The 18,775-nt window shown below is 73.6% G+C and carries 19 protein-coding genes; 9 read left to right on the top strand and 10 right to left on the bottom strand.

What is annotated here, in order from left to right; translation table 11 throughout:
* Positions 1 to 16: 16 nt before the first annotated feature.
* Together I601_RS07990 and I601_RS07985 are read left to right on the top strand one after the other, a co-directional pair.
* Entirely contained in the window at positions 17 to 1,090 is a 1,074-nt protein-coding gene (locus I601_RS07990) for an NADH:flavin oxidoreductase (protein ID WP_068108027.1), read from the top strand.
* Positions 1,083 to 1,991 carry an alpha/beta hydrolase fold domain-containing protein gene (locus I601_RS07985; RefSeq protein WP_068108025.1) on the top strand — a complete coding sequence of 303 codons (909 nt, stop codon included), beginning with the start codon at positions 1,083 to 1,085 and terminating at the stop codon, positions 1,989 to 1,991. Before I601_RS07990 ends, I601_RS07985 begins: the two co-directional genes overlap by 8 nt.
* A gap of 51 nt (positions 1,992 to 2,042) precedes the next feature.
* Here I601_RS07985 and I601_RS07980 read toward each other — a convergent pair whose 3' ends face one another.
* The gene (locus tag I601_RS07980; protein ID WP_068108023.1) at positions 2,043 to 3,329 is read right to left on the bottom strand and encodes an ATP-binding protein; all 1,287 of its coding nucleotides are present in this window, start codon (positions 3,327 to 3,329) and stop codon (positions 2,043 to 2,045) included.
* 437 nt (positions 3,330 to 3,766) lie between these two features.
* Between I601_RS07980 and I601_RS07975 the strand changes: the two genes are divergently transcribed.
* The 3 genes from I601_RS07975 to I601_RS07965 all read left to right on the top strand — a co-directional run bounded on the left by I601_RS07975 (position 3,767) and on the right by I601_RS07965 (position 6,586).
* Positions 3,767 to 4,390 (top strand): hypothetical protein, encoded by a 624-nt coding sequence (locus I601_RS07975; RefSeq protein ID WP_068108021.1) that lies wholly within the window; start codon positions 3,767 to 3,769, stop codon positions 4,388 to 4,390.
* A gap of 166 nt (positions 4,391 to 4,556) precedes the next feature.
* Complete coding sequence (locus I601_RS07970) at positions 4,557 to 5,717, top strand: alcohol dehydrogenase catalytic domain-containing protein (RefSeq protein WP_068108019.1); 1,161 nt, start codon at positions 4,557 to 4,559, stop codon at positions 5,715 to 5,717.
* A 77-nt stretch (positions 5,718 to 5,794) separates the two neighbouring features.
* The gene (locus I601_RS07965; RefSeq protein ID WP_068108017.1) at positions 5,795 to 6,586 is read left to right on the top strand and encodes a siderophore-interacting protein; all 792 of its coding nucleotides are present in this window, start codon (positions 5,795 to 5,797) and stop codon (positions 6,584 to 6,586) included.
* A gap of 12 nt (positions 6,587 to 6,598) precedes the next feature.
* Here the strand turns inward: I601_RS07965 and I601_RS07960 are convergent, their stop codons facing one another.
* Together I601_RS07960 and I601_RS07955 are read right to left on the bottom strand one after the other, a co-directional pair.
* Positions 6,599 to 7,702 (bottom strand): alpha/beta fold hydrolase, encoded by a 1,104-nt coding sequence (locus I601_RS07960; protein ID WP_068108015.1) that lies wholly within the window; start codon positions 7,700 to 7,702, stop codon positions 6,599 to 6,601.
* A gap of 195 nt (positions 7,703 to 7,897) precedes the next feature.
* Complete coding sequence (locus I601_RS07955) at positions 7,898 to 8,458, bottom strand: thermonuclease family protein (protein WP_169834673.1); 561 nt, start codon at positions 8,456 to 8,458, stop codon at positions 7,898 to 7,900.
* 84 nt (positions 8,459 to 8,542) lie between these two features.
* Between I601_RS07955 and I601_RS07950 the strand changes: the two genes are divergently transcribed.
* Positions 8,543 to 9,157, top strand: a complete 615-nt coding sequence (locus tag I601_RS07950) for a flavin reductase family protein (protein ID WP_157519965.1) — start codon at positions 8,543 to 8,545, stop codon at positions 9,155 to 9,157.
* A gap of 20 nt (positions 9,158 to 9,177) precedes the next feature.
* Positions 9,178 to 9,612: a nuclear transport factor 2 family protein gene (locus tag I601_RS07945; RefSeq protein WP_218917774.1), complete on the top strand. Its 435-nt coding sequence runs from the start codon at positions 9,178 to 9,180 to the stop codon at positions 9,610 to 9,612.
* A 12-nt stretch (positions 9,613 to 9,624) separates the two neighbouring features.
* Here the strand turns inward: I601_RS07945 and I601_RS07940 are convergent, their stop codons facing one another.
* The 6 genes from I601_RS07940 to I601_RS20740 form a co-directional block, all read right to left on the bottom strand.
* Entirely contained in the window at positions 9,625 to 10,563 is a 939-nt protein-coding gene (locus I601_RS07940; protein WP_068108010.1) for an FKBP-type peptidyl-prolyl cis-trans isomerase, read from the bottom strand.
* A 111-nt stretch (positions 10,564 to 10,674) separates the two neighbouring features.
* On the bottom strand, positions 10,675 to 12,015 hold the full coding sequence (locus I601_RS07935) for an NAD-dependent succinate-semialdehyde dehydrogenase (protein WP_068114573.1): 1,341 nt from the start codon (positions 12,013 to 12,015) through the stop codon (positions 10,675 to 10,677).
* Between the two features lie 15 nt (positions 12,016 to 12,030).
* Positions 12,031 to 12,831, bottom strand: a complete 801-nt coding sequence (locus I601_RS07930; RefSeq protein ID WP_068108008.1) for an ABC transporter permease — start codon at positions 12,829 to 12,831, stop codon at positions 12,031 to 12,033.
* A 40-nt stretch (positions 12,832 to 12,871) separates the two neighbouring features.
* Positions 12,872 to 13,780, bottom strand: a complete 909-nt coding sequence (locus tag I601_RS07925) for an ABC transporter permease (protein ID WP_084527335.1) — start codon at positions 13,778 to 13,780, stop codon at positions 12,872 to 12,874.
* A 6-nt stretch (positions 13,781 to 13,786) separates the two neighbouring features.
* Positions 13,787 to 14,719, bottom strand: coding sequence for an extracellular solute-binding protein (locus I601_RS07920; RefSeq protein WP_218917872.1), 933 nt, complete (start codon positions 14,717 to 14,719; stop codon positions 13,787 to 13,789).
* The gene (locus I601_RS20740; protein WP_218917773.1) at positions 14,661 to 16,070 is read right to left on the bottom strand and encodes an ABC transporter ATP-binding protein; all 1,410 of its coding nucleotides are present in this window, start codon (positions 16,068 to 16,070) and stop codon (positions 14,661 to 14,663) included. The genes I601_RS07920 and I601_RS20740 overlap by 59 nt, the downstream gene beginning before the upstream one ends.
* 116 nt (positions 16,071 to 16,186) lie before the next feature.
* Between I601_RS20740 and I601_RS07910 the strand changes: the two genes are divergently transcribed.
* Both I601_RS07910 and I601_RS07905 read left to right on the top strand, forming a co-directional pair.
* Positions 16,187 to 16,930 (top strand): FadR/GntR family transcriptional regulator, encoded by a 744-nt coding sequence (locus I601_RS07910; protein WP_237089584.1) that lies wholly within the window; start codon positions 16,187 to 16,189, stop codon positions 16,928 to 16,930.
* Positions 16,931 to 16,935: 5 nt separating this feature from the next.
* Entirely contained in the window at positions 16,936 to 17,586 is a 651-nt protein-coding gene (locus I601_RS07905) for a cache domain-containing protein (protein WP_157519963.1), read from the top strand.
* On the opposite strand, the gene I601_RS07900 is transcribed toward I601_RS07905, so the two are convergent.
* The gene (locus tag I601_RS07900; RefSeq protein ID WP_068108000.1) at positions 17,535 to 18,743 is read right to left on the bottom strand and encodes a YibE/F family protein; all 1,209 of its coding nucleotides are present in this window, start codon (positions 18,741 to 18,743) and stop codon (positions 17,535 to 17,537) included. The two genes, I601_RS07905 and I601_RS07900, sit on opposite strands and share 52 nt — an antisense overlap.
* Between the last annotated feature and the right edge of the window lie 32 nt (positions 18,744 to 18,775).

Here is an 18,775-nt window from a genome sequence, read left to right as displayed (position 1 = left end):
CGGGCATGATGGGGCGGTGACCTCGCTGACCGCCCCGCTCCCGCTCGACCACGGCCCCACGTGGGCCAACCGGATCACGCTGGCGCCGCTGACCAACCTGCAGTCCCACGCCGACGGGAGCCTGTCCGACGACGAGCTCGACTGGCTGGTGGCGCGCGGCGACGGGGGGTTCGCGATGGTGATGACGTGTGCTGCGCACGTCTCGCCCGAGGGCCAGTGCTGGGACGGCCAGCTCGCGGTGTGGGACGACCGGTTCCTGCCCGGCCTGACCCGGCTCGCCGAGGCGCTGCGCGCCAGCGGCACCGTGTCGTGCGTGCAGCTGCAGCACGGCGGGGTCCGCTCCTCCCAGGAGCTCTCCGGCCACCAGCCCGTCGGGCCGTGGGACGACGCCGCCAAGGGCGCCCGGGCGCTGAGCACCGAGGAGGTCCAGCGCACGGTGCAGGACTTCGTCGACGCCGCGGTGCGCGTCGAGCGGGCCGGCTTCGACGGGGTGCAGGTGCACGGCGCGCACGCCTACCTGCTCGCCCAGTTCCTCGACACCCGCGCCAACCACCGCACCGACCAGTACGGCGGCACCGCTGAGAACCGGGCCCGTGTCTTCCACGAGGTCGTCGACGGCATCCGCGCTGCCACCGGGCCCGACTTCCAGGTCGGCATGCGGCTGACCCCCGAGCGCAGCGGCATCCCGCTCGCCGAGTCCACCGCGCTGGCCGCGGAGCTGATGGGCCGCGGCGGGCTCGACCACCTCGACATCTCCTCGTGGGACGTCACCAAGACCCCCTTCGAGACGGCGTACGACGGCCTCCTCATCGAGCACTTCACCTCGCTCGAGCGCGGAGCGACCCGGCTCGGGGTGGCCGGTGGCGTCGTGTCGGCCGCCGACGCCCAGTGGTGCCTCGAGCGCGGCGCCGACTTCGTCACCGTCGGGACCGCGGGCATCCTGCACCACGACTTCGCCCGTCGCGCGCTGGCCGACCCGGCGTTCGCGATGACCAGCACCCCGGTCACCCGCGAGCACCTGCGCACCGAGCGGCTGGGAGCGGACTTCATCGAGTACCTCGCCACCGGCTGGGACGACCTCGTTGCCTGAGCACCGCTCGCCCGCGCCCACCGGCTCGCCGTCGTGGCAGGCCCGCCTGGCCGTGCGCGCGTTCGGCCTGGTGCCCGGGGCCGTCGTGCACCGCGTCTTCACCCACCCGCCGCGCCTGCGCACCCCGCTGGTGCCGCGGTCGCTGGCCGAGCGGCACGACGTCGTCGTCACCGAGGTGGGCGGCGGCCGGGTCGCCACGGTGACCCCGGCCGACGCCTACGACCACGTCTTCTTCCTGCACGGCGGCGCCTACACGCTGCAGGCCCAGCACTGGCCGTTCCTCGGCCGGCTGGTGCGCCGCGGGCACGCCGTCTCGCTGGTCGACTACCCGCTCGCCCCCGAGCACACCGTCGACGAGACCGTCCCGATGGTCCGCGCGGCCTGGGCCGCGGCCGCCGCCGCGAGCGCGGCGGCCGGACGGCCCGCGCCGGTGCTGGCCGGCGACTCCGCGGGCGGCGGGCTGGCGCTGACCCTGCTCCAGCAGCTGCGCGACGAGGGCGCCACCCTCCCGCGTGCCAGCGTCCTGCTCTCGCCGTGGGTGGACGCCGTGATGACCGACGCCGGCACCGTCGCCGCGGACCGGCTGGACCCGCTGCTGAGCCGCCGCGCCCTGCACGGCGCGGCCCGGTTGTACGCCGGCCCGCACGGCCTCGACGACCCGCGCGTCTCCCCCGGGCTCGGCGACCTCGCGCGGCTGGGCCGGGTGCTGACGCTCGTCGGCACCCGCGAGCTCTTCTGGCCGCAGTGCGAACGGCTGGCCGAGCGGGCCGCGCGCGCCGAGGGCACCGACCTCGAGCTGCGGGTGCGCGAGGGGCTGCCGCACGACTGGGCGCTCTTCCCCGGCCTGCCCGAGCAGCGCGACCTGGCCGACGAGCTCGTCGCCTGGCTGGGCCGTCCCTGACGATCGTCCCTGACGATCGGGCCTGACGATCAGGCCTGACGGTCGGGCCGCTCAGGCCACCGGGTCGGGCAGGTCGAAGCGGGCCACGAACACCCGCTCGCCGCTCTCGAGGCGCTGGGCGGAGATCTCGAAGCGCGCCGGCACCTCGGCGCCGTCGGCGCGCAGCACCGGGACCTCGACCACGCGCCCCAGCAGCACGTCGCGGCCGTTGGCGCCGTGCATCGTGGTGCCGGCGACGTGGGCCTGGTGGAAGCGGTGCGGGACGATCGCGAGCACGCGCCGTCCGACCAGCAGCGCGGGGTCGTCGTACCCGAGGAAGCCGGCCACCTCGGCGTGCACCCCGACGACGTCGAGCCGCTCGTCGGCCACCAGCACCGTCGCCGAGCCGACCAGCCGGGCGACGCTCGCGCGGCCGAGCAGCGGGGACCGCGACGGCCCGGCCAGGTCCATGCCGGTGCTGCGCCACGGGTTCGGGGTCGCGCCCTGCGCCTGGCCGAGGACCTCGCCGCAGAGCCAGTCGCGCATCCGCTCGATCTCGGGCTGGGTCGGCGGGGCCAGCAGGTGCCCCGCGCGGGCGGCGGCGAGGGCGGAGCCCAGCGTGCTGGCCAGCACGGCGAAGTGGGGCACCGACGCGGCCGGCACCTGCAGCACCAACCGGCTCTCGGTGACGCCGGGCTCGACCGCCTCGGACATCAGCACGTCGTCCTCGTGGAAGAGGCGGGGCAGGGGCAGCTGCTCGTGCAGCAGGCTCAGGGCGTCGCTGGCGGCGGCGTGGTCGTCGAGGGCCCGCGGGTCGGTCTCGAGGCGCAGCAGCAGGTGCTCGCGCAGCAGCCCGGTGGCGTGCTCCTGCCAGGCGCGGTGCATCAGCAGCGGCACCTCGAGCAGCTCGACGTCGAGGACCCCGACGAGCCCGTGGTCGGACGGCGCGCCCTCGCCGTGGCCGCTCGTCGCGGTGCTCTCGCCGATCTCGAACCACACCGTCTTGCCGACCCCGGGGTGGATCTCCACGTCCCACGCGTCGACGTAGTCGGTGAGCAGGTGCAGGCCGCGCCCGGTGCCCGAGGTGGTGGTCCAGCTGCGGGGCACGGGCCGGTGCGTGCTGGCGTCGCCGACCTCGACCCGCACCAGGCGGGGATCGCAGCGCACCTTCAGGTGGACGTCGCCGCCGGCGTGGACCACGGCGTTGGTGACCAGCTCGGAGACGGCCAGCTCGGTGGCCTCGGCCAGGTGCGGCGCACCGGCCTCCTCGAGCATGCGACGTACGAGGCGACGCGCCACCTGGGCGCTGCGCGGCTCGGCGGGCAGCACCTGCTGCTCACTGAGCATGGACGTCGACACGGGCGGTCACCCCCTCGTGCGCCCAGGACGGCCGGGTGCCGCCCTCGGCATCGTAACCATGTGCTCACCCCGGTCGGCTCACCTGCCGCCCGGGGTGGCGTGACGCATCCCACGCCGTGCCTGGGTCGGGGGTGCGCGGAAATCGTGCGGAGCAGGGGTGGCGAGGTCGTACAGTTCTCCCCGGCACCAGCACCACCAGCCCGACAGAACGACGAGGCCACACGGCCGGCGAGTACGACGTCACCTGGGGGTCGGCCGGGAGCGCTCCGCGCTCCGGGACCGACCGCGGCGCCACCCACGTCCCGTCCCGTCCGCTCGTCCGTGTCCCGCTCGCCCCGGCCTGCCCGAGGTTCCCGTCCGCGCTGCCGCGCGCCGGGGGTCCTGGTGGGTCGCTGTCGTGCGCGCCCCGGTCGGGCCCGCTCGCCCCGAGGTCCTCCGTGCTCGCGTTCGTCGACTCCACCTACACCTGCCTGGTCGTCGCCATCGGCGTCGTCCCCTGCCTGCCCCAGCTCGGGCGCCTGCTGCGCACCGGCGACCCGTCCGGTCTGTCCCTGCCGGCCCTGCTCGCCGGACTGGTCAACCACGCCGCCTGGACGGTCTACCTCTCCGGGGCCGGCGCCACCGGGCTGCTGGTCGGCAACCTGCTGGCCTGGCTGGTGTGGACGGCGATGACCGTGCTGGCCGTGCGCGGGCTCCCCCGCACCCGCGCCTGCCTCGTCCCGATGGCCTGGATGCTGGTGCTCCTGGTCGTCGGCACCCGGCAGCCCGCGCTCCTGGGCACCGCCCTGGGCCTGGGGTCGCTGCTGGTCTTCCTGCCGCAGGCCGTCGGGGCGTGGCGCGGCCCGTCCCTGGCCGGCATCGCCCCGCTGACCTGGTGGCTGCTGCTGGTGCAGGGCCTGGTGTGGTTCGGGGAGAGCCTGCCCGGGCTGCTGGTCGGCGGGCTGGCCTTCGGCGTCGTGTGCACCGTCTCCTCCCTCAGCGTGCTGCTCGCCCTCTCGGTCCGCCGGCCCCGTCCGGTCCTCCTCGCCACCCCGGCCCCCGACCCGGTGCTGGCGGCCTGAGCCGGCCCCCGGGTCGTGGCCTGGGTCGTGGCCCGTGGACGCGCCCTGGCGCGTCGTCAGCCACACGACCCGAACCACGACCGGGACCACGACCCGGGCGGCATACTGCGCGGATGCCCTCCCCCCAGCCCAGCAACCGCCCGACCACGACGAGCGGGGGCGGCCGATGAGGGCGGTCGACTGCCACGCCGGGCGGCTCGAGGTCGTCGACCTGCCGGACCCCGCCCCGGGGCGCGGGCAGCTGGTGCTGGCGGTGCGCCGCTGCGGCATCTGCGGCTCCGACCTGCACGCCAAGGAGCACGGTGACGCGCTGGCCGAGGTGATGGACGAGCTCGGCTACGCGCACTCGATCCGCCGCGACAACCACGTCGTGCTGGGCCACGAGATCGTCGGCGAGGTCGTCGGACGCGGCCGGGGCGCGGGGCGCGGGCTGCGCGAGGGCGACCTGGTGGTCCCGTTCCCGCTGGTGCGCGACAGCGCCGGGGTCCACCCGACCGGACTGTCGCCGCGCGCACCGGGCGGGTACGCCGAGCAGGTGCTCGTCGAGGGCGCGCTCAGCTTCAAGGTGCCCAACGGCCTGGACGCCGAGACCGCGGTGCTCACCGAGCCGATGGCGGTGGCGCTGCACGCGGTCAACCGCGGCGACGTGGGCCGCAAGGACGTCGCGGTGGTGCTCGGGTGCGGCCCGGTCGGGCTCGCGGTCATCCTGCAGCTCAAGGCCCGCGGGGTGCGTCGCATCGTGGCCTCCGACTACTCCGCCGGTCGGCGCGCGCTGGCCCTGGCCTGCGGCGCCGACACGGTCGTCGACCCCGCCGAGGAGTCGCCGTACGACGCCGCTGCCGCGGCGGGGTGGATGCGCTCGGCACCCCAGGTGCTCGACCATGCCGTCGACTCGATGCGCAGGCTGCGCCGCCTGCCCGGTTGGGTGCACCTCTACCGGGCCGCGGACGCGCTCGGCGCCGCCGACATCACCGGGCCGGTCGTCTTCGAGTGCGTCGGGGTGCCGGGGATGATCGAGGGCGTGGTGAGCGCCGCGCCGATCGGCACCCGCGTGGTCGTCGTCGGCGTCTGCATGGGCGAGGACCGGCTGCGGCCCACGATGGCGATCAACAAGGAGGTCGATCTCCGGTTCGTGCTCGCCTACACGCCGCTCGAGCTGCGCGACGCCCTGCACCAGCTCGCCGAGGGCGAGATCGACGCCTCGCCCCTGGTCACCGGCAGGGTCGGCCTCGACGGCGTCGCCAGCGCCTTCACCGCGCTGGGCGACCCCGACGCGCACGCCAAGATCCTCATCGACCCGTCGAGCAGCGCGACCACTGCAGGCTGACCGCGGACCCTCCTCCCCGAGCCGGAGACCCAGTAGTTAGGGTTGCCTAACCAGTACGTCGAGCGAGAGGGTCACCCGTGCACGGCACCGTCCTGAGCACCGAGCAGATCTCCCCCGTCCTCGTCCGCGTCGTGCTCGGCGGCGACGGGCTCGACGGGTTCGAGGAGTCACGCTGCACCGACAGCTACATCAACGCCGCCATCCCGCCCGCAGGGGCGGAGTACGGGCCGGTCTTCGACCCGCGCGCGGTCCGCGACACCCACCCGCCGGAGCAGTGGCCGGCTCGTCGGCGCTACACGGTGCGCCGCTGGGACGGTGAGCGGCGCGAGCTGACGATCGACGTCGTGGTGCACGGCGACGGGTACGGCGGACCGTGGGCCGACGCGGCCGAGCCCGGGGACGTGCTGGTCTTCAACGGCCCCGCCGGCGACTACCGCCCGCGCACCGACGTCGACTGGCACCTGCTGGTCGGCGACGAGTCGGCGCTGCCGGCGATCGCGGCGTCGCTGGAGGTGCTGCGCCCCTCCGACCGGGCCGTGGTGCGGCTGGCCTGCGACGGACCCGAGCACGAGATCGCGGTCGAGAGCCCCGCCGACCTCGACCTGCAGTGGGTGCACCGCAGCGCCGAGGACCCGCGCCCGCTCGTCAGCGCCGTCGTCGACGCCGAGCTGCCCGAGGGGTCGGTGCACGCGTTCGTGCACGGCGAGGCCGAGGAGATCCGCGCCATCCGTGCCCACCTGGTGCGCGAGCGCGGCGTCACCCTCGCCGACCTCTCCTGCTCGGCGTACTGGCGGCGCGGCATGACCGACGAGCAGTGGCGCTCGGTCAAGAAGAACTTCGTCGCCGCCATGCAGGGCGACCTGGACTGAGCCCGCCCCGGCTCAGCCCTCCGCGTCGTCGGCCAACGCCGACCTGACCACGCGCAGCGCCGCGCTCGCGCGCGGGAGGCCGCAGTACACCGCCGCGTGGACGAGCAGCTCCTCGATCTCGTCGCGGCCCAGACCCTGCCGGCGTGCCTCGCGCACGTGGTCGGCGAGGTCCTGGTCGTGCCCTCCGGCCACCAGCGCGGTGAGGGCGACGAGCGTCCGGTCCCGCCGATCGAGGCCGGGTCGCGACCAGATGCCGTCCACGCCCAGCACGGTGACGAGATCGCCGAAGGCGCCGTCACCGATCCCGGCAGCTGGCTCGGGGTCCGGCCCGAGAGCATGCTCGCGCACCAGCCGTGCGACGTCCAAGGGCGACTCGGCGGGGGCGAGGTGCGCGACGCCGTCGAGCACCACGAGCCGCCCGTCCTGCACCCCGTCCGCGATCTCGCGCAGCGACGCGGGCGGGGTGGCGGCGTCCTCGGAGCCGGCCACGGCCAGCACCGGGGTGGTGATCCGGCCTAGCCGGGAGCGCACGTCGAAGCGGGCCAGCGCGGCGCACACGGCGGCGTACCCCTCGTCGTCGGCCTCGCTGAGGGCGTGCAGCAGCGCCGAGCCGGCCTCGGGGGCGCGGTCGAGGAAGCCCTGGCCGAACCAGCGCGACGCCGAGGCCGCGACGAGCGAGGCGGTGCCGGAGGCCCGGACCGTCTCGATCCGCTCGGCCCACGACTCGGGGGTGCCGATCGCGGCACCGGTGCAGAGCAGGGTCGCGGACTCCACCCGGTCGGGCGCGTCGAGGAGCAGCTGGAGGCCGACGGCACCGCCGACCGAGTCGCCGGCGTAGTGGAACGTCGGCGCCTGCAGGGCGGTGCCGATCGTGCCTACGACGTCGAGGACGCCGGCGGCGAGCTCGGACATGGTGAAGGGGTTCTCGACCGGCGAGCGGTTCGTGCCGTGCCCGGGCAGGTCCCACGCGACCACCTGGAAGTGCTCGGTGAGGTGCTGGGCGGCCTCGGTCCACAGGGTCTGCGCGGTGGTACCGAGCGCGGGGCCGAGCACCAGCAGCGGCAGCTCGGGGCGCCCGCCCAGGCGGACGGCGGTGACGGGGGCGCGGGACTTCATGGGGTCCTTCCGGTGGCGGGGCCCTCGGCGCAGCGCGGTTGGGCCAGGGTCTCTTCGGCGGGGGCGTCGGTGGCGCCGGCGCGCTCGTCACCGGGCCAGAGGAGGTCACTCACGAAGGTGAGTCTGCCCCCCATGACCTGCCGCCACCCGTCGAGGCCCGACTCGGTCCGAGGGCGGGGGCCGGGGCTGCTTGGGTCAGCAGGCCGACCAGAGACCGCGCCCGGCGTCGCGGGCGGACTCCTCGGCGGCGCGCATCCGCTCGATGTGGCGGTCGTTGGGCGGGTAGAGCACCGCGGTGCCGTGCCCGGCGCGGACCAGCTCGAGGTTCACCATGGCGCCGTCCGCGTCGTAGACATAGAGGAGCGTGCGGCCGTAGCGGTCCAGCAGCTCGCGGTCGGCCTCGACGGTGACCGTCGACCCCGGCGGCGCCAGCTCGGCCAGCGCGGCGGAGGCCTCCGGACCCCAGCACTCCACCGGCATGCCGGGCGCGACGGTCTCGGGGGTGTCGACCTGGAGCAGCCGCACCGCTGTGCCGGACGGGTCGAGCAGGTCGCCGTCGCCGCGCAGGTAGAGCGTGTCACCGTCGACGATGCGCACCACCTCTCCGGTCTCGCGGCCCGACGGGCCGGGTGCGGGCGCAGCGGCTGCGGGCTCCTGGACCTGCACCACCGACCCGGCGCCGACGCTCCCACCACTCACGCAGGAGCTCAGCAGCACCGCCACGACCCCGGCCGCGGGCAGCCATCTCACGTCCACGACGTACAGCCTGGCAGGCAGCACCCCCAGCCGGCCGCGACCACCCGGGCGGTGAGCCGGGGCCCTGCTGGTGCAATGGACCGCATGGTGTTCTACGAGCCGGCCGACCGCGACCGCACGCTGTTCCCCCATGACCCGTTCAAGGCGATCGTCGCCCCACGGCCGATCGGCTGGATCAGCACCCGCACCGCGGACGGCACGACGAACCTGGCGCCGTACAGCTTCTTCAACGCGGTCGGCGACCGGCCGCCGATGGTGATGTTCTCCAGCACCGGGATGAAGGACACCGCGAGCCTGGCGCTGGAGTCCGGCGAGTTCTGCTGGAACCTGGCCACCCTGGCGCTGGCCGAGCAGATGAACACCACCTCCCGCCCCCTGGCACGGGGCGAGAACGAGGCCGAGGTGGCCGGCCTCGAGCTGCTGCCGGGCCGCATGATCGGCGCGCCTCGGGTGGCCGACAGCCCGGCCTCGCTGGAGTGCGCGGTGGTGCACTCGACGCGCCTCCGCGACCGGCACGGCGTCGAGGTCGACCAGTGGCTGGTCGTCGGCGAGGTCGTGGGCGTGCACGTCGACCCGGCGCTGATCACCGGCGACGGCCGCTTCGACACCCGCGTCGCCCAACCGGTGATGCGCGCCGGCTACGCCGACGAGTACTTCGTGGCCGACACGATGGTGCGGATGGCGCGCCCCAGCGCCTGAGCGCGGCTACAGTCCGGGCGGTGAGCACCCACCGGCCCCCCTCGGCGCGCGAGCAGGTCGTCGAGGCGATGGCCGAGCTCGCCTCGACCCTGGACCGCAAGGACTGGGCCGCCCTCGAGGCCGCACTGACCCCCGACTGCGAGGGGTACGGCGTCACCGGAGCCGCGCGGGTCGTGGAGCAGGTCCGCGACCACCTCGACGGCGTCGGTCCCACCCAGCACCTGCTCGGCAACCACCGCGTCGCGCTCGGCAGCGACGGCCTCGAGGCCCGGGTGCGCGCCTACGCGCGGGTGCACCACGTCGGCGCCGGGTCCCAGGAGGGACAGTTCTTCGAGTGCCTCGGTGAGTACGACGACACCTGGGTGCTGGTCGAAGGCGCCTGGCGGTTGCGGCGCCGGTGGTTCGACCTGCAGATCTCGCTCGGCTCCTTCGCGGTGCTCAAGCGGGGCGACTGAGCCCCCCTCGGCCTAGGCGCCCGCGGCCAGGACGTCGATCACGAACACCAGGGTCGCGCCGCCGGGGATGTTGCCCGACCCCTGCGCGCCGTACCCCTGCTCGGCGGGGATCTCGAGCAGCACCCGGCTCCCGACCGTGACCCCGTCGAGCCCCTCGACCCAGCCGTCGATGAGGCTGCCCTTGGCCAGCGTGAAGGTGGCCGGCTCGCGGGAGTAGGACTCGTCGAAGGGCTCGTCGCCGCCGTAGACGACGCCGAGGTAGTCCACGGTCACGCTGTCGCCCTCGGCGACCGGCTCGCCGGAGCCCTCGACCAGGGTGGTCACCTCAAGCTCCCCGGACGCCTTCTTCGGCGCCGAGTCGAACCCGATGCCGGTGACGACCCCGTCGTCCTCGACGACGTTCGGGGCGTCGGCCGGCGGGGAGACGGCCTCACCGTCCGGGCCCTCCAGCGGGGGCGCCACCTCCGAGACGAGGTCCAGCACCATCACCAGGTCGTCGTCCGTGCGCAGCCCCACCTGCTCCGCCTCCTCGTCGCTGAGCAGGTCGTCCACGGAGAGGGCGAGCACGACGCGGCTGCCGAGGGTGGTGCCGACGAGGGCGTCGACCAGCACGGCGGGCTGGGCCGCGACCTCCAGGGGCGTGGGGCTGTCGGCGGTGTAGTTGCTCGACACCTCCTCCCCGTCGCTCGCGTAGACGATCCGGAAGCGGTAGCGCAGCGTGCTGTCGTCCGTCACCTCGGCGCCGTCGCCCTCGATCACCACGGCGTCGACGGCCTCGTCGACCTCGAGGTCGGTGACGTCGATCTCGGGCGACTCCCCGAAGTCGCCGGTGACGCTCACCCCGGCGATCGCGTCGGCGGGCGCAGCGGCCTCGTCGTCGCCGCCGGACCCCCCGCAGGCGGTCAGGGAGAGCACGGCGGTGACGGACAGGGCGGCGAAGACGCGGCGCATGGGGCCTCGAGAGGGTGGGGAGCAGGAGTCGCCACTCTAGGAAGTCGGGGCAAGGCCCGGGGACAGCGCCCCGGGACCGAGCCCTGGGACCGAGCCCTGGGACCGATCCCGTCAGGCGACCGTGCGCACCAGCTTGCGGTTCACGAACTCCTCGATGCCGAACCGGCCGAGCTCGCGGCCGAACCCGGACCGCTTGATCCCGCCGAACGGCAGCTCGGCCCCCTCGGCACCGACGCCGTTGATGAAGACCATGCCGGCGTCGATGAGCTCGGCGACCCGCTGCGCCTGCTCCGGGTCCGTGGTGAACACGTAGGACCCCAGACCGTAGGGCGTGTCGTTGGCGATCTCGATCGCCTCGGCCTCGTCCTGGGCCTTGAGGACCATCGCGACCGGCCCGAAGAGCTCCTCGTGGTACGCCGCGTGGTCGGGTCGGACCCCGCTCAGCACGCCCGGCGCGTACCACGCACCGCGGCGTTCCCCGCTCGCCGCCAGGGACGCCCCGTCGGCCACCGCGCCGGAGACCTGCGCCTCCAGCCGCTCGGCCGCCGCGAGGGAGGACAGCGGCGCCGCCGGCGTGGCCAGCATCCGCTCGGTGAAGCGCTCGACGAAGTCGTCGTACAGGCTGGCGTGCACGATGATCCGCTTCCCCGCGTTGCAGGCCTGGCCGGTGTTGTCGAGCCGCGCGGCGACCGCGGCGGCGACGGTGGCGTCCAGGTCGTCGGTGGACAGGACGATGAAGGGGTCGGAGCCGCCGAGCTCGAGGACCACCTTCTTCAGGTGCCGGCCGGCGATCTCGGCCACCGCCGCGCCCGCCCGCTCGGAGCCGGTGAGCGAGACGCCCTGGACGCGCGGGTCCGCGATCACGGCCTCGACCTGCTCGTTGCTGGCGTAGATGTTGACGTAGGCGCCGGGGGGGAAGCCGGCGTCCGCGAACAGCTGCTCCAGCGCGGCAGCGGACTCCGGGCACTGGGGGGCGTGCTTGAGCACGATCGTGTTGCCGGCCGCGAGGTTCGGTCCCGCGAACCGGGCCACCTGGTAGGCCGGGAAGTTCCACGGCATGATCCCGAGCAGCACCCCCAGGGGGCGCTTCTTCACCACGGCCGTCCCGTCCCCGCCGAGCAGCGCGACCGGCTCGTCGGCGAGGAAGTCGGCGGCGTTCTGGGCGTAGTAGTCGTAGATGTCGGCGCTGAAGTCGACCTCCCCGAGCGCCTCCTCCCGGGGCTTGCCCATCTCCCGCACCATCGTCTCGGCCAGGTCCTCGCGTCGGTCGCGGTGCAGCTGCGCGACCTTCGCGACCAGCGCTGCCCGTTCCGGCACCGACACCGACCGCGACCAGGTGCGGAACGCGGTGTCCGCCCGGCCGACGGCGTCCTGGACCTCGTCGTCGGTGTGGGTGGGGAAGGTCCGGATCTGCTCTCCGGTGGCGGGGTCGGTGACGGCGTACGTGGTCATGGTCATCTCCTGGGGTCAGCGGACGGCATCGGTGTCGCCGGAGAGACGCTGAGCGATCCAGATCGGCACCACGGAGAGCACGATCAGGACCACGGCGACCACGGCGACGACCGGGGCCTGGTTGGGACGGAACAGGTTGTTGAGGATCCAGATGGGCAGGGTCGTGGTGCCGGCGCCGGCCGTGAACGTGGTCACGATGATCTCGTCGAAGCTGAGCGCGAAGGCGAGCAGCCCGCCGGCGAGGAGGGCGGAGCGCAGCTGCGGGAGCGTGACCAGGCGGAACGTCGTCCACGGTCCGGCCCCCAGGTCGCTCGAGGCCTCCTCGAGGCTGCCGCCGATCCGGCGGAGCCGGGCCACGACGTTGTTGAAGACCGTCACGATGCAGAAGGTGGCGTGGGCGACGACCACGGTGAGCACGGACAGCTGCACGCCCAGCACGCCCCGGAAGGCGTTGTTGAGCGCGATGCCGGTGACCACGCCGGGCAGGGCGATGGGCAGGATCACGAGCAGGTTGACGCTGTGCTTGCCGAAGAAGTCGAAGCGTTGCAGGGCGAACGCGGCCAGGGTCCCCAGCAGGAGGGCGACCGCGGTCGAGGCCAGGGCGACCTGCACGCTCGTCCAGACCGCGTCCCGGGCGCCCTGGCTGTAGAAGGCCCGCTGCCACCACTCGGTGGTGAACCCCGACGGCGGCCAGGTCATCGAGGCGTCCTGGTTGAAGGAGTTGACCACCACGACGGCGAGCGGTGCGTACATGAAGAGCAGCACCAGGACGGTGACGCCGGCCAGCAGCCGGCGGGCGAGCGGGCTCAGGGACACAGGACACCTCCGTGGCGCGGGAGCGTCGTGCCGGTGGCGCTCACAGGTTGTCCAGGGCGCCGGTGCGGCGCACCGCGGCCAGGTAGCCGAGCATGATGACGATGGGGATCAGGGCGATCGTCGCCGCGAGCGGCAGGTTGTTGGCGGCGCCGACGTTGACGAAGACCAGGTTGCCGAGCATCTGGTTGGCCCCGCCGACGATGTTCACGGTGATGTAGTCCCCCAGGGTCAGCGAGAAGCTGAAGATGGTCCCGGCGAGGATCGAGGGCAGCAGCAGCGGCATCACGATCATCCGCAGCGTGGTCCAGGCGGGGGCGCCCAGGTCGCCCGACGCCTCGAGCAGCGAGTCGGGGACCCGCTCGACCCCGGCGTAGATGGGCAGGATCACGTAGGGCAACCAGATGTAGGCCTGTGCCAGGACGACCGCGGTGAGCCCGTACCCCGGGCCGTCCATCCCGACCAGACCCGCCGCCCAGTCGACCAGGCCGGCGTCCGAGAGCAGCGAGCGCCACGCGAAGGCCTTGACCAGGTAGCTGGCCCAGAGCGGGGTGAGCACCGCGACCACCAGCGCGCGGCGTACCCGTGGGGTGGCCACCTTGCCCATGTAGAAGGCGATCGGCAGCGCCACGGCCACGTCGATGACCGTCACCAGGCCGGCCACCCCCAGGGTGCGCAGGGTGACGGTGCGGTAGAGCGGCTCGGTGACCAGCTCGCGGAAGTTGTCCAGCGTCAGCGACCGGTCGACCTCCCCGGTGAACGAGTCGACCGACCACAGCGCTGCGACGAGCAGCAGCGCCAGGGCCACGACGTAGACCAGCACCAGCCAGGCCAGGGGCGCGGTCAGGAAGAGCACCAGGCGCGCCCAGCCGTGGGTGGCCAGGAAGGAGGAGACCCGGGCGGTGGCCGCTCTGCGTGGAGCGGCTACCGCGGTGGGGTCGGGGGCGGCCAAGGAGGATCAGCCCTTGATCTCGGTCCAGGCCTTGGTCCAGTCGGAGTAGTCGGTGCACTCCACGTCGGTACGCCCGTCGAGGCACTCCGCGACCGGGGTCCGCCAGTACCAGATCTGGTCCGAGAACTCCTGGTCACCGGCGTGGTAGGTCTCGCAGAACCCCTCGCTGGCGAAGTCGCAGGCCTCCTGGCTGTTGGGCGACTCGCCGAAGTACTCGGTGGCCTGCGCGTTGATCTCCGGGTCCTCGATGTGGTCGAGCCAGGCGTAGGCGCAGTTCACGTTCTGCGACTGCGAGGAGATCATCCAGGTGTCGTTCCAGCCGGTGACGCCCTCCTCGGGGAGCGTCACCTTGATGTTGGGCTTGTCGATGGTGTTGGCGATGACCTGCCAGGTGGTGCCGACCACGGAGTCGCCGGTCTTGAAGGCCGACACCTCCTTGAGGTAGTCCGACCAGTACTCGCCGACGTTCTCCCGCTGCTGCTTGAGGAGGTCGACCGCCGCGGCCAGCTGGTCCTCGTCGAGGGCGTAGGGGTTCTCGATGCCCAGGTCGGGCTGGGTGGCCATCAGGTACATGGCCGCGTCCGCGATGTAGATCGGGGAGTCGTACGCGGTGACCTTGCCGGCGTACTGGTCGCTCTCGTCGAACACCACCGACCACGAGGTCGGCTCGTCCACGACGTCGGCGTTGTACATCAGCAGGTTGGCGCCGTAGCCGTGCGGCACGCCGTAGTTCTTGCCGTCGACGGTGTTCCACTCCTGGTCCTTGAGGAAGTCGAAGACCAGGTCGTAGTTGGGCACCAGGTCGGTGTTGACCTCGGCGGCCTGGTCCGCCGCGATCATCCGCAGGGTCAGGTCCCCGGACGCGGCGATGACGTCGTAGTCACCGGTCTTCGTCAGGTTGAACGCCTCGTCGGAGGTGCCGTAGACCTTGCTGGTCACCTGGCACCCCGTCTCCTCCTCGAACGAGCTGACCCAGTCGACGGCCGGGTCGTTGCTGCCGTCCTCGACGTAGCCGGGCCAGGCCAGGATCGAGACCTCGCCCTCCATCTCGCCGAGCTCGTCGGCGGCCGTGGTGCTGGTCTCGTCGTCGCTGCCGCAGGCGGTCAGGGCCGCGCTGCAGGCCAGGCCTGCGATGGCCAGGGCGCTCAGGCGCCGCCGGCGGGTGGTCTGCTTCATCTCGTGTCCGTCCTTCTTCGTGGGTGCGGGGCTCCGGGGTCGGGGCTGGTGATCGGGGTGCGGGGTCAGGTCCGGGCGCCGGCGGGGCGGGCCGACGCCTCGAGCGGCACGACGTCCTCCGGTCGCCACCACGCCGTGACCTCGTCGCCGCGCTCGACGTCGTCGGGGTGGTGCCGGCCTCGAGGACGACCAGCCGGATCCCGTCGTCGGCGTCGACCACGACCCGACGGCCGGTGCCCAGGTAGATCGTCTCGACGACGACACCGCGCACCGAGACGGCGTGCTGCGGCGCCGGGCCGGCGATGTGGATCTTCTCGGGACGCAGCGCGAACCGGCCCTCCCGGCCCAGCAGCGACCGGGCGGCGGGCTCGTCGAGGACGTTGGAGGTGCCGACGAAGGTGGCGACGTACTCCGACTGGGGCTCCTCGTAGATCTCGCGCGGCGTGCCGAGCTGGACGATGCGCCCCTCGTTGAAGACGGCGATCCGGTCGCTGAGGGTGAGGGCCTCCTCCTGGTCGTGGGTGACGAACACGAAGGTGATGCCGAGCTCACGCTGCAGGGCCTTCAGCTCGACCTGCATCTGCTCGCGCAGCTTGAGGTCGAGCGCCCCGAGCGGCTCGTCGAGGAGCAGGACCTTGGGGCGCACCACGATCGCCCGGGCCAGGGCGATCCGTTGGCGCTGGCCTCCCGACAGCTGGGAGGGGCGACGATCGGCCAGGTGGCCCAGCTGGACCGTGTCGAGGGCGTCGCGGGCCGAGGACCGGCGCTCCGCCTTGCCCACCCCGCGCACCCGGAGGCCGTAGGCGACGTTCTCCAGGATGCTCATGTGCGGGAAGAGCGCGTAGTCCTGGAAGACGGTGTTGACGGGCCGCTCGAAGGGGGCCGCCCCCGTCGCGTCCGACCCGGCGAGCCGGATGGTCCCCGCGCTCGGTCGCTCGAAGCCGGCGATCAGGCGCAGCACGGTGGTCTTCCCCGATCCCGACGGGCCGAGCATCGAGAAGAACTCGCCGTCGGCGATCTCCAGGTCCACGCCGTCGACGGCCTGGACGCGTCCGAAGCTCTTGCTCAGCCCGACGAGCTCGATGGCCGGGGGGTGCCGCTGAGGATGGTCCATCAGATTCCTGTCCCTGCGTGACTCGGGACACAAAACCTATGACTGCAGAGGTTATGTGTCTAGCCCCTCTCCCCGCGACGGTGCCAGACTGGCCGCACCCGACGAGAGGTGGTGGCGTGGCGGCGATCCGTCGGCTCAGCTCACGCACCCGGTCGGCCGTCTTCGCGCCGATCGGGAACGCCGGCCGCGCCGTACGGGTCGAGAAGCGGCTCGAGGAGGCCATCCGGTCCGGCGTGCTCGCCGACGGCGAGCGCCTGCCCAGCGAGGCCGAGCTCGCCGCACTGCTCGGGGTGGCCCCGGTGACCGCGCGCGAGGCGCTGGGCGCCCTGCGGACCAGCGGACTGGTGACCACGACCCGGGGGCGGGGTGGCGGCTCGTTCGTGCGCAGGCCGAACGCCGACGACACCGACGACATCCGCCGACGGCTCAGCGCCATGAGCAAGGTCGACCTCGTGGACCGGGGCACGTACTACGCGTCCTTGCTGGCCGCCTGCGCCGAGCTGGCCGCCGAACGGGCCGACGAGGAGGACGTCGAGGACCTGCGCCGCCTGCTGCCGGACCTCACCAGCACCGACCTAGGCGGATGGCGTCACGCCGACACCGAGCTCCACCTGGCGCTGGCCGCGCTGACGCAGTCGGCCCGGCTGTCGCGTGAGGTGATGCGGCTCGAGGCCGACTTCGGCGCCCTGGTCCGGCTGCCGCTCTTCGACGACGCGCACCGCGTGCGCGTCCACGCCCACCAGCTCGAGGTCGTGGCTGCGGTCGCCGCCCGGGACGGGGACGGCGCCCGCTCCAGCATGCGCGCTCGCGTGCGCCGCGCCCTCGAGGACCTCGCCGAGCTGCGGGTGGCCGTACCGTGAGCCGCATGCCCGAGCCCGCCGCCGACTCGAGGTCCCTGGTCGAGTCGTTCTTCCACGACCTCGGCGCGCGCCTGGCCGCCCACGGGGAGCGCATGGCCGCCGCCCTGGGCGAGGGCGAGCGCTCGCGCGAGCAGGTGCTGTCCCACGCCCGGCCGCTCGCGCTGGCGCTACTGGAGGACTCCCGCCTGCTGGGCGGCGGGTTCGTCGCCGCACCGGGCCTGCTCGAGGACCAGGGGCACCTCCTGGCCTGGTGGCAGGGCGAGGACCGGGAGCTGATGTCCGGGTCGGCGGCCCTGGGACGGTACGCCGACTACCGCCACCAGGAGTGGTTCCGCACCCCTGCGCGGACCGGACGGCTGCACGTGACCGGCCCCTACATCGACTACGTCTGCACCGACGAGTTCGTCCTCACCACCACCGTCCCGGTGACGGCGCAGGGCCGGCTGGTCGGGATGATGGGGGCCGACGTCCTCGCCGAGACGCTCGAGAAGGAGATGCTCGCGGCCTTCCGCACGTCGGGGGCCACCCTGGTCAACCACCACGACCGGGTCGTGCTCTCGGGCGACCCCCGCGTCTTCGCCGGGGATCCGGTCAGCCGGTCGGCCTACGCGACCGTGCTTCCCTGCGAGGGCCTGCCGCTGACCGTCCTGGGGTGAGCGCGCAGCACCACCGCCGCCAGCCCCGTGGTGAGCGGCACCGCAGCGACCAGGCCGAGGGTGGCCACGACGCTGCGCACCACCTCCTGGGCGATGATCTGGTCGGTCACGACGCCGCCGAAGGACTCGGTGTTGGCCACGATCAGGATCAGCAGCGGCAGCGCGGAGCCGGCGTACGCCAGCACGATGGTGTTCACGACCGAGGCGATGTGGGAGCGCCCCACCCGGCTGCCGGCGACGAAGAGCTGGCGGGCGCCGTACGCCGGGTTGGCGCGCGCGAGCTCGGCGACGGTGGCGGCCTGGGTGACGGTGACGTCGTCGAGCACGCCCAGCGAACCGATGACGATGCCGGCCAGCAGCAGGCCTTGCGTGTTCACACCCTGGGTCGTCCCGACGGCCAGCGAGAGGTCGTCGGTGACCCCGGTCAGGTGCAGCGCGGAGACAGCCAGCGCGGAGAGCAGGCCGGTGAGGGTGAGGCTGGCCAGGGTGCCGAGCACTGCGACCGTGGTCGTGGCCGCGAGCCCGTGGGTCAGGTACAGGACGGTGAGCATGATCGCGGCCGAGCCGACGATCGCGACCAGCAGGGGCGGTGAGCCCGCGAGGATCGCGGGCACCACGAAGTAGAGCAGCAGCACGAAGGTGACGCCGAGACCGGCCAGCGCGCTCACGCCGCGCCAGCGCCCGAACGCCACCATCGCCAGCACGAAGGCCCCCACGAGCAGCACCAGGCCGGTGCCGCGCTGGTGGTCGACGATGGCGTAGGACTCCCCGTCGGGGGTCTCGTTGAGGATCAGCACGACGTCGTCGCCCTCGTCGACCTCGGGTGCGCCGGGCCCGTTGGGCAGCGGCACGTCCGCGGTCTCGACCGGGTTCTCACGCGGGTCGTCCTCAGGCACCTCCAGCGCCACCGTGGCGGTGCCGCAGCCGTTGACGTCGTCGCTGAGCTCCTCGGTGCACTCGGTGCGCTCGATCGCGGAGATGCTGCCCTGGTACTGCGCCACACCGCTCTGGCCCTCGGGTGGGGACAGGTCCTCGGTGGGCCACAGCCACACCATCGCCGCCAGGGTCAGCAGCGCGATCGGCGCCAGCACCAGCCACGCGGCGCGGGGCGTGCGCACGAGCTCGTCGCGGCCCGGCCTGCGGTGGTGCCCACCCATGACTGATCGACTCCTCGGGGAACGGCGGGACG

This window comes from Nocardioides dokdonensis FR1436 (assembly GCF_001653335.1).
Lineage (GTDB): Bacteria > Actinomycetota > Actinomycetes > Propionibacteriales > Nocardioidaceae > Nocardioides > Nocardioides dokdonensis.
The sequence above is the reverse complement of the archived record's forward strand: the minus strand, read 5'-3'. Positions and strand labels throughout refer to the sequence as shown.

What these genes read in the sequence shown, in the direction of transcription:
- I601_RS07970 (WP_068108019.1), top strand. Translation starts at nt 4,557, where the DNA reads ATGAGGGCGGTCGACTGCCACGCCGGGCGGCTCGAGGTCGTCGACCTG.
- I601_RS07960 (WP_068108015.1), bottom strand. Translation starts at nt 7,702, where the DNA reads ATGAAGTCCCGCGCCCCCGTCACCGCCGTCCGCCTGGGCGGGCGCCCC.
- I601_RS07950 (WP_157519965.1), top strand. Translation starts at nt 8,543, where the DNA reads ATGGTGTTCTACGAGCCGGCCGACCGCGACCGCACGCTGTTCCCCCAT.
- I601_RS07940 (WP_068108010.1), bottom strand. Translation starts at nt 10,563, where the DNA reads ATGCGCCGCGTCTTCGCCGCCCTGTCCGTCACCGCCGTGCTCTCCCTG.
- I601_RS07935 (WP_068114573.1), bottom strand. Translation starts at nt 12,015, where the DNA reads ATGACCACGTACGCCGTCACCGACCCCGCCACCGGAGAGCAGATCCGG.
- I601_RS20740 (WP_218917773.1), bottom strand. Translation starts at nt 16,070, where the DNA reads ATGGACCATCCTCAGCGGCACCCCCCGGCCATCGAGCTCGTCGGGCTG.
- I601_RS07905 (WP_157519963.1), top strand. Translation starts at nt 16,936, where the DNA reads ATGCCCGAGCCCGCCGCCGACTCGAGGTCCCTGGTCGAGTCGTTCTTC.
- I601_RS07900 (WP_068108000.1), bottom strand. Translation starts at nt 18,743, where the DNA reads ATGGGTGGGCACCACCGCAGGCCGGGCCGCGACGAGCTCGTGCGCACG.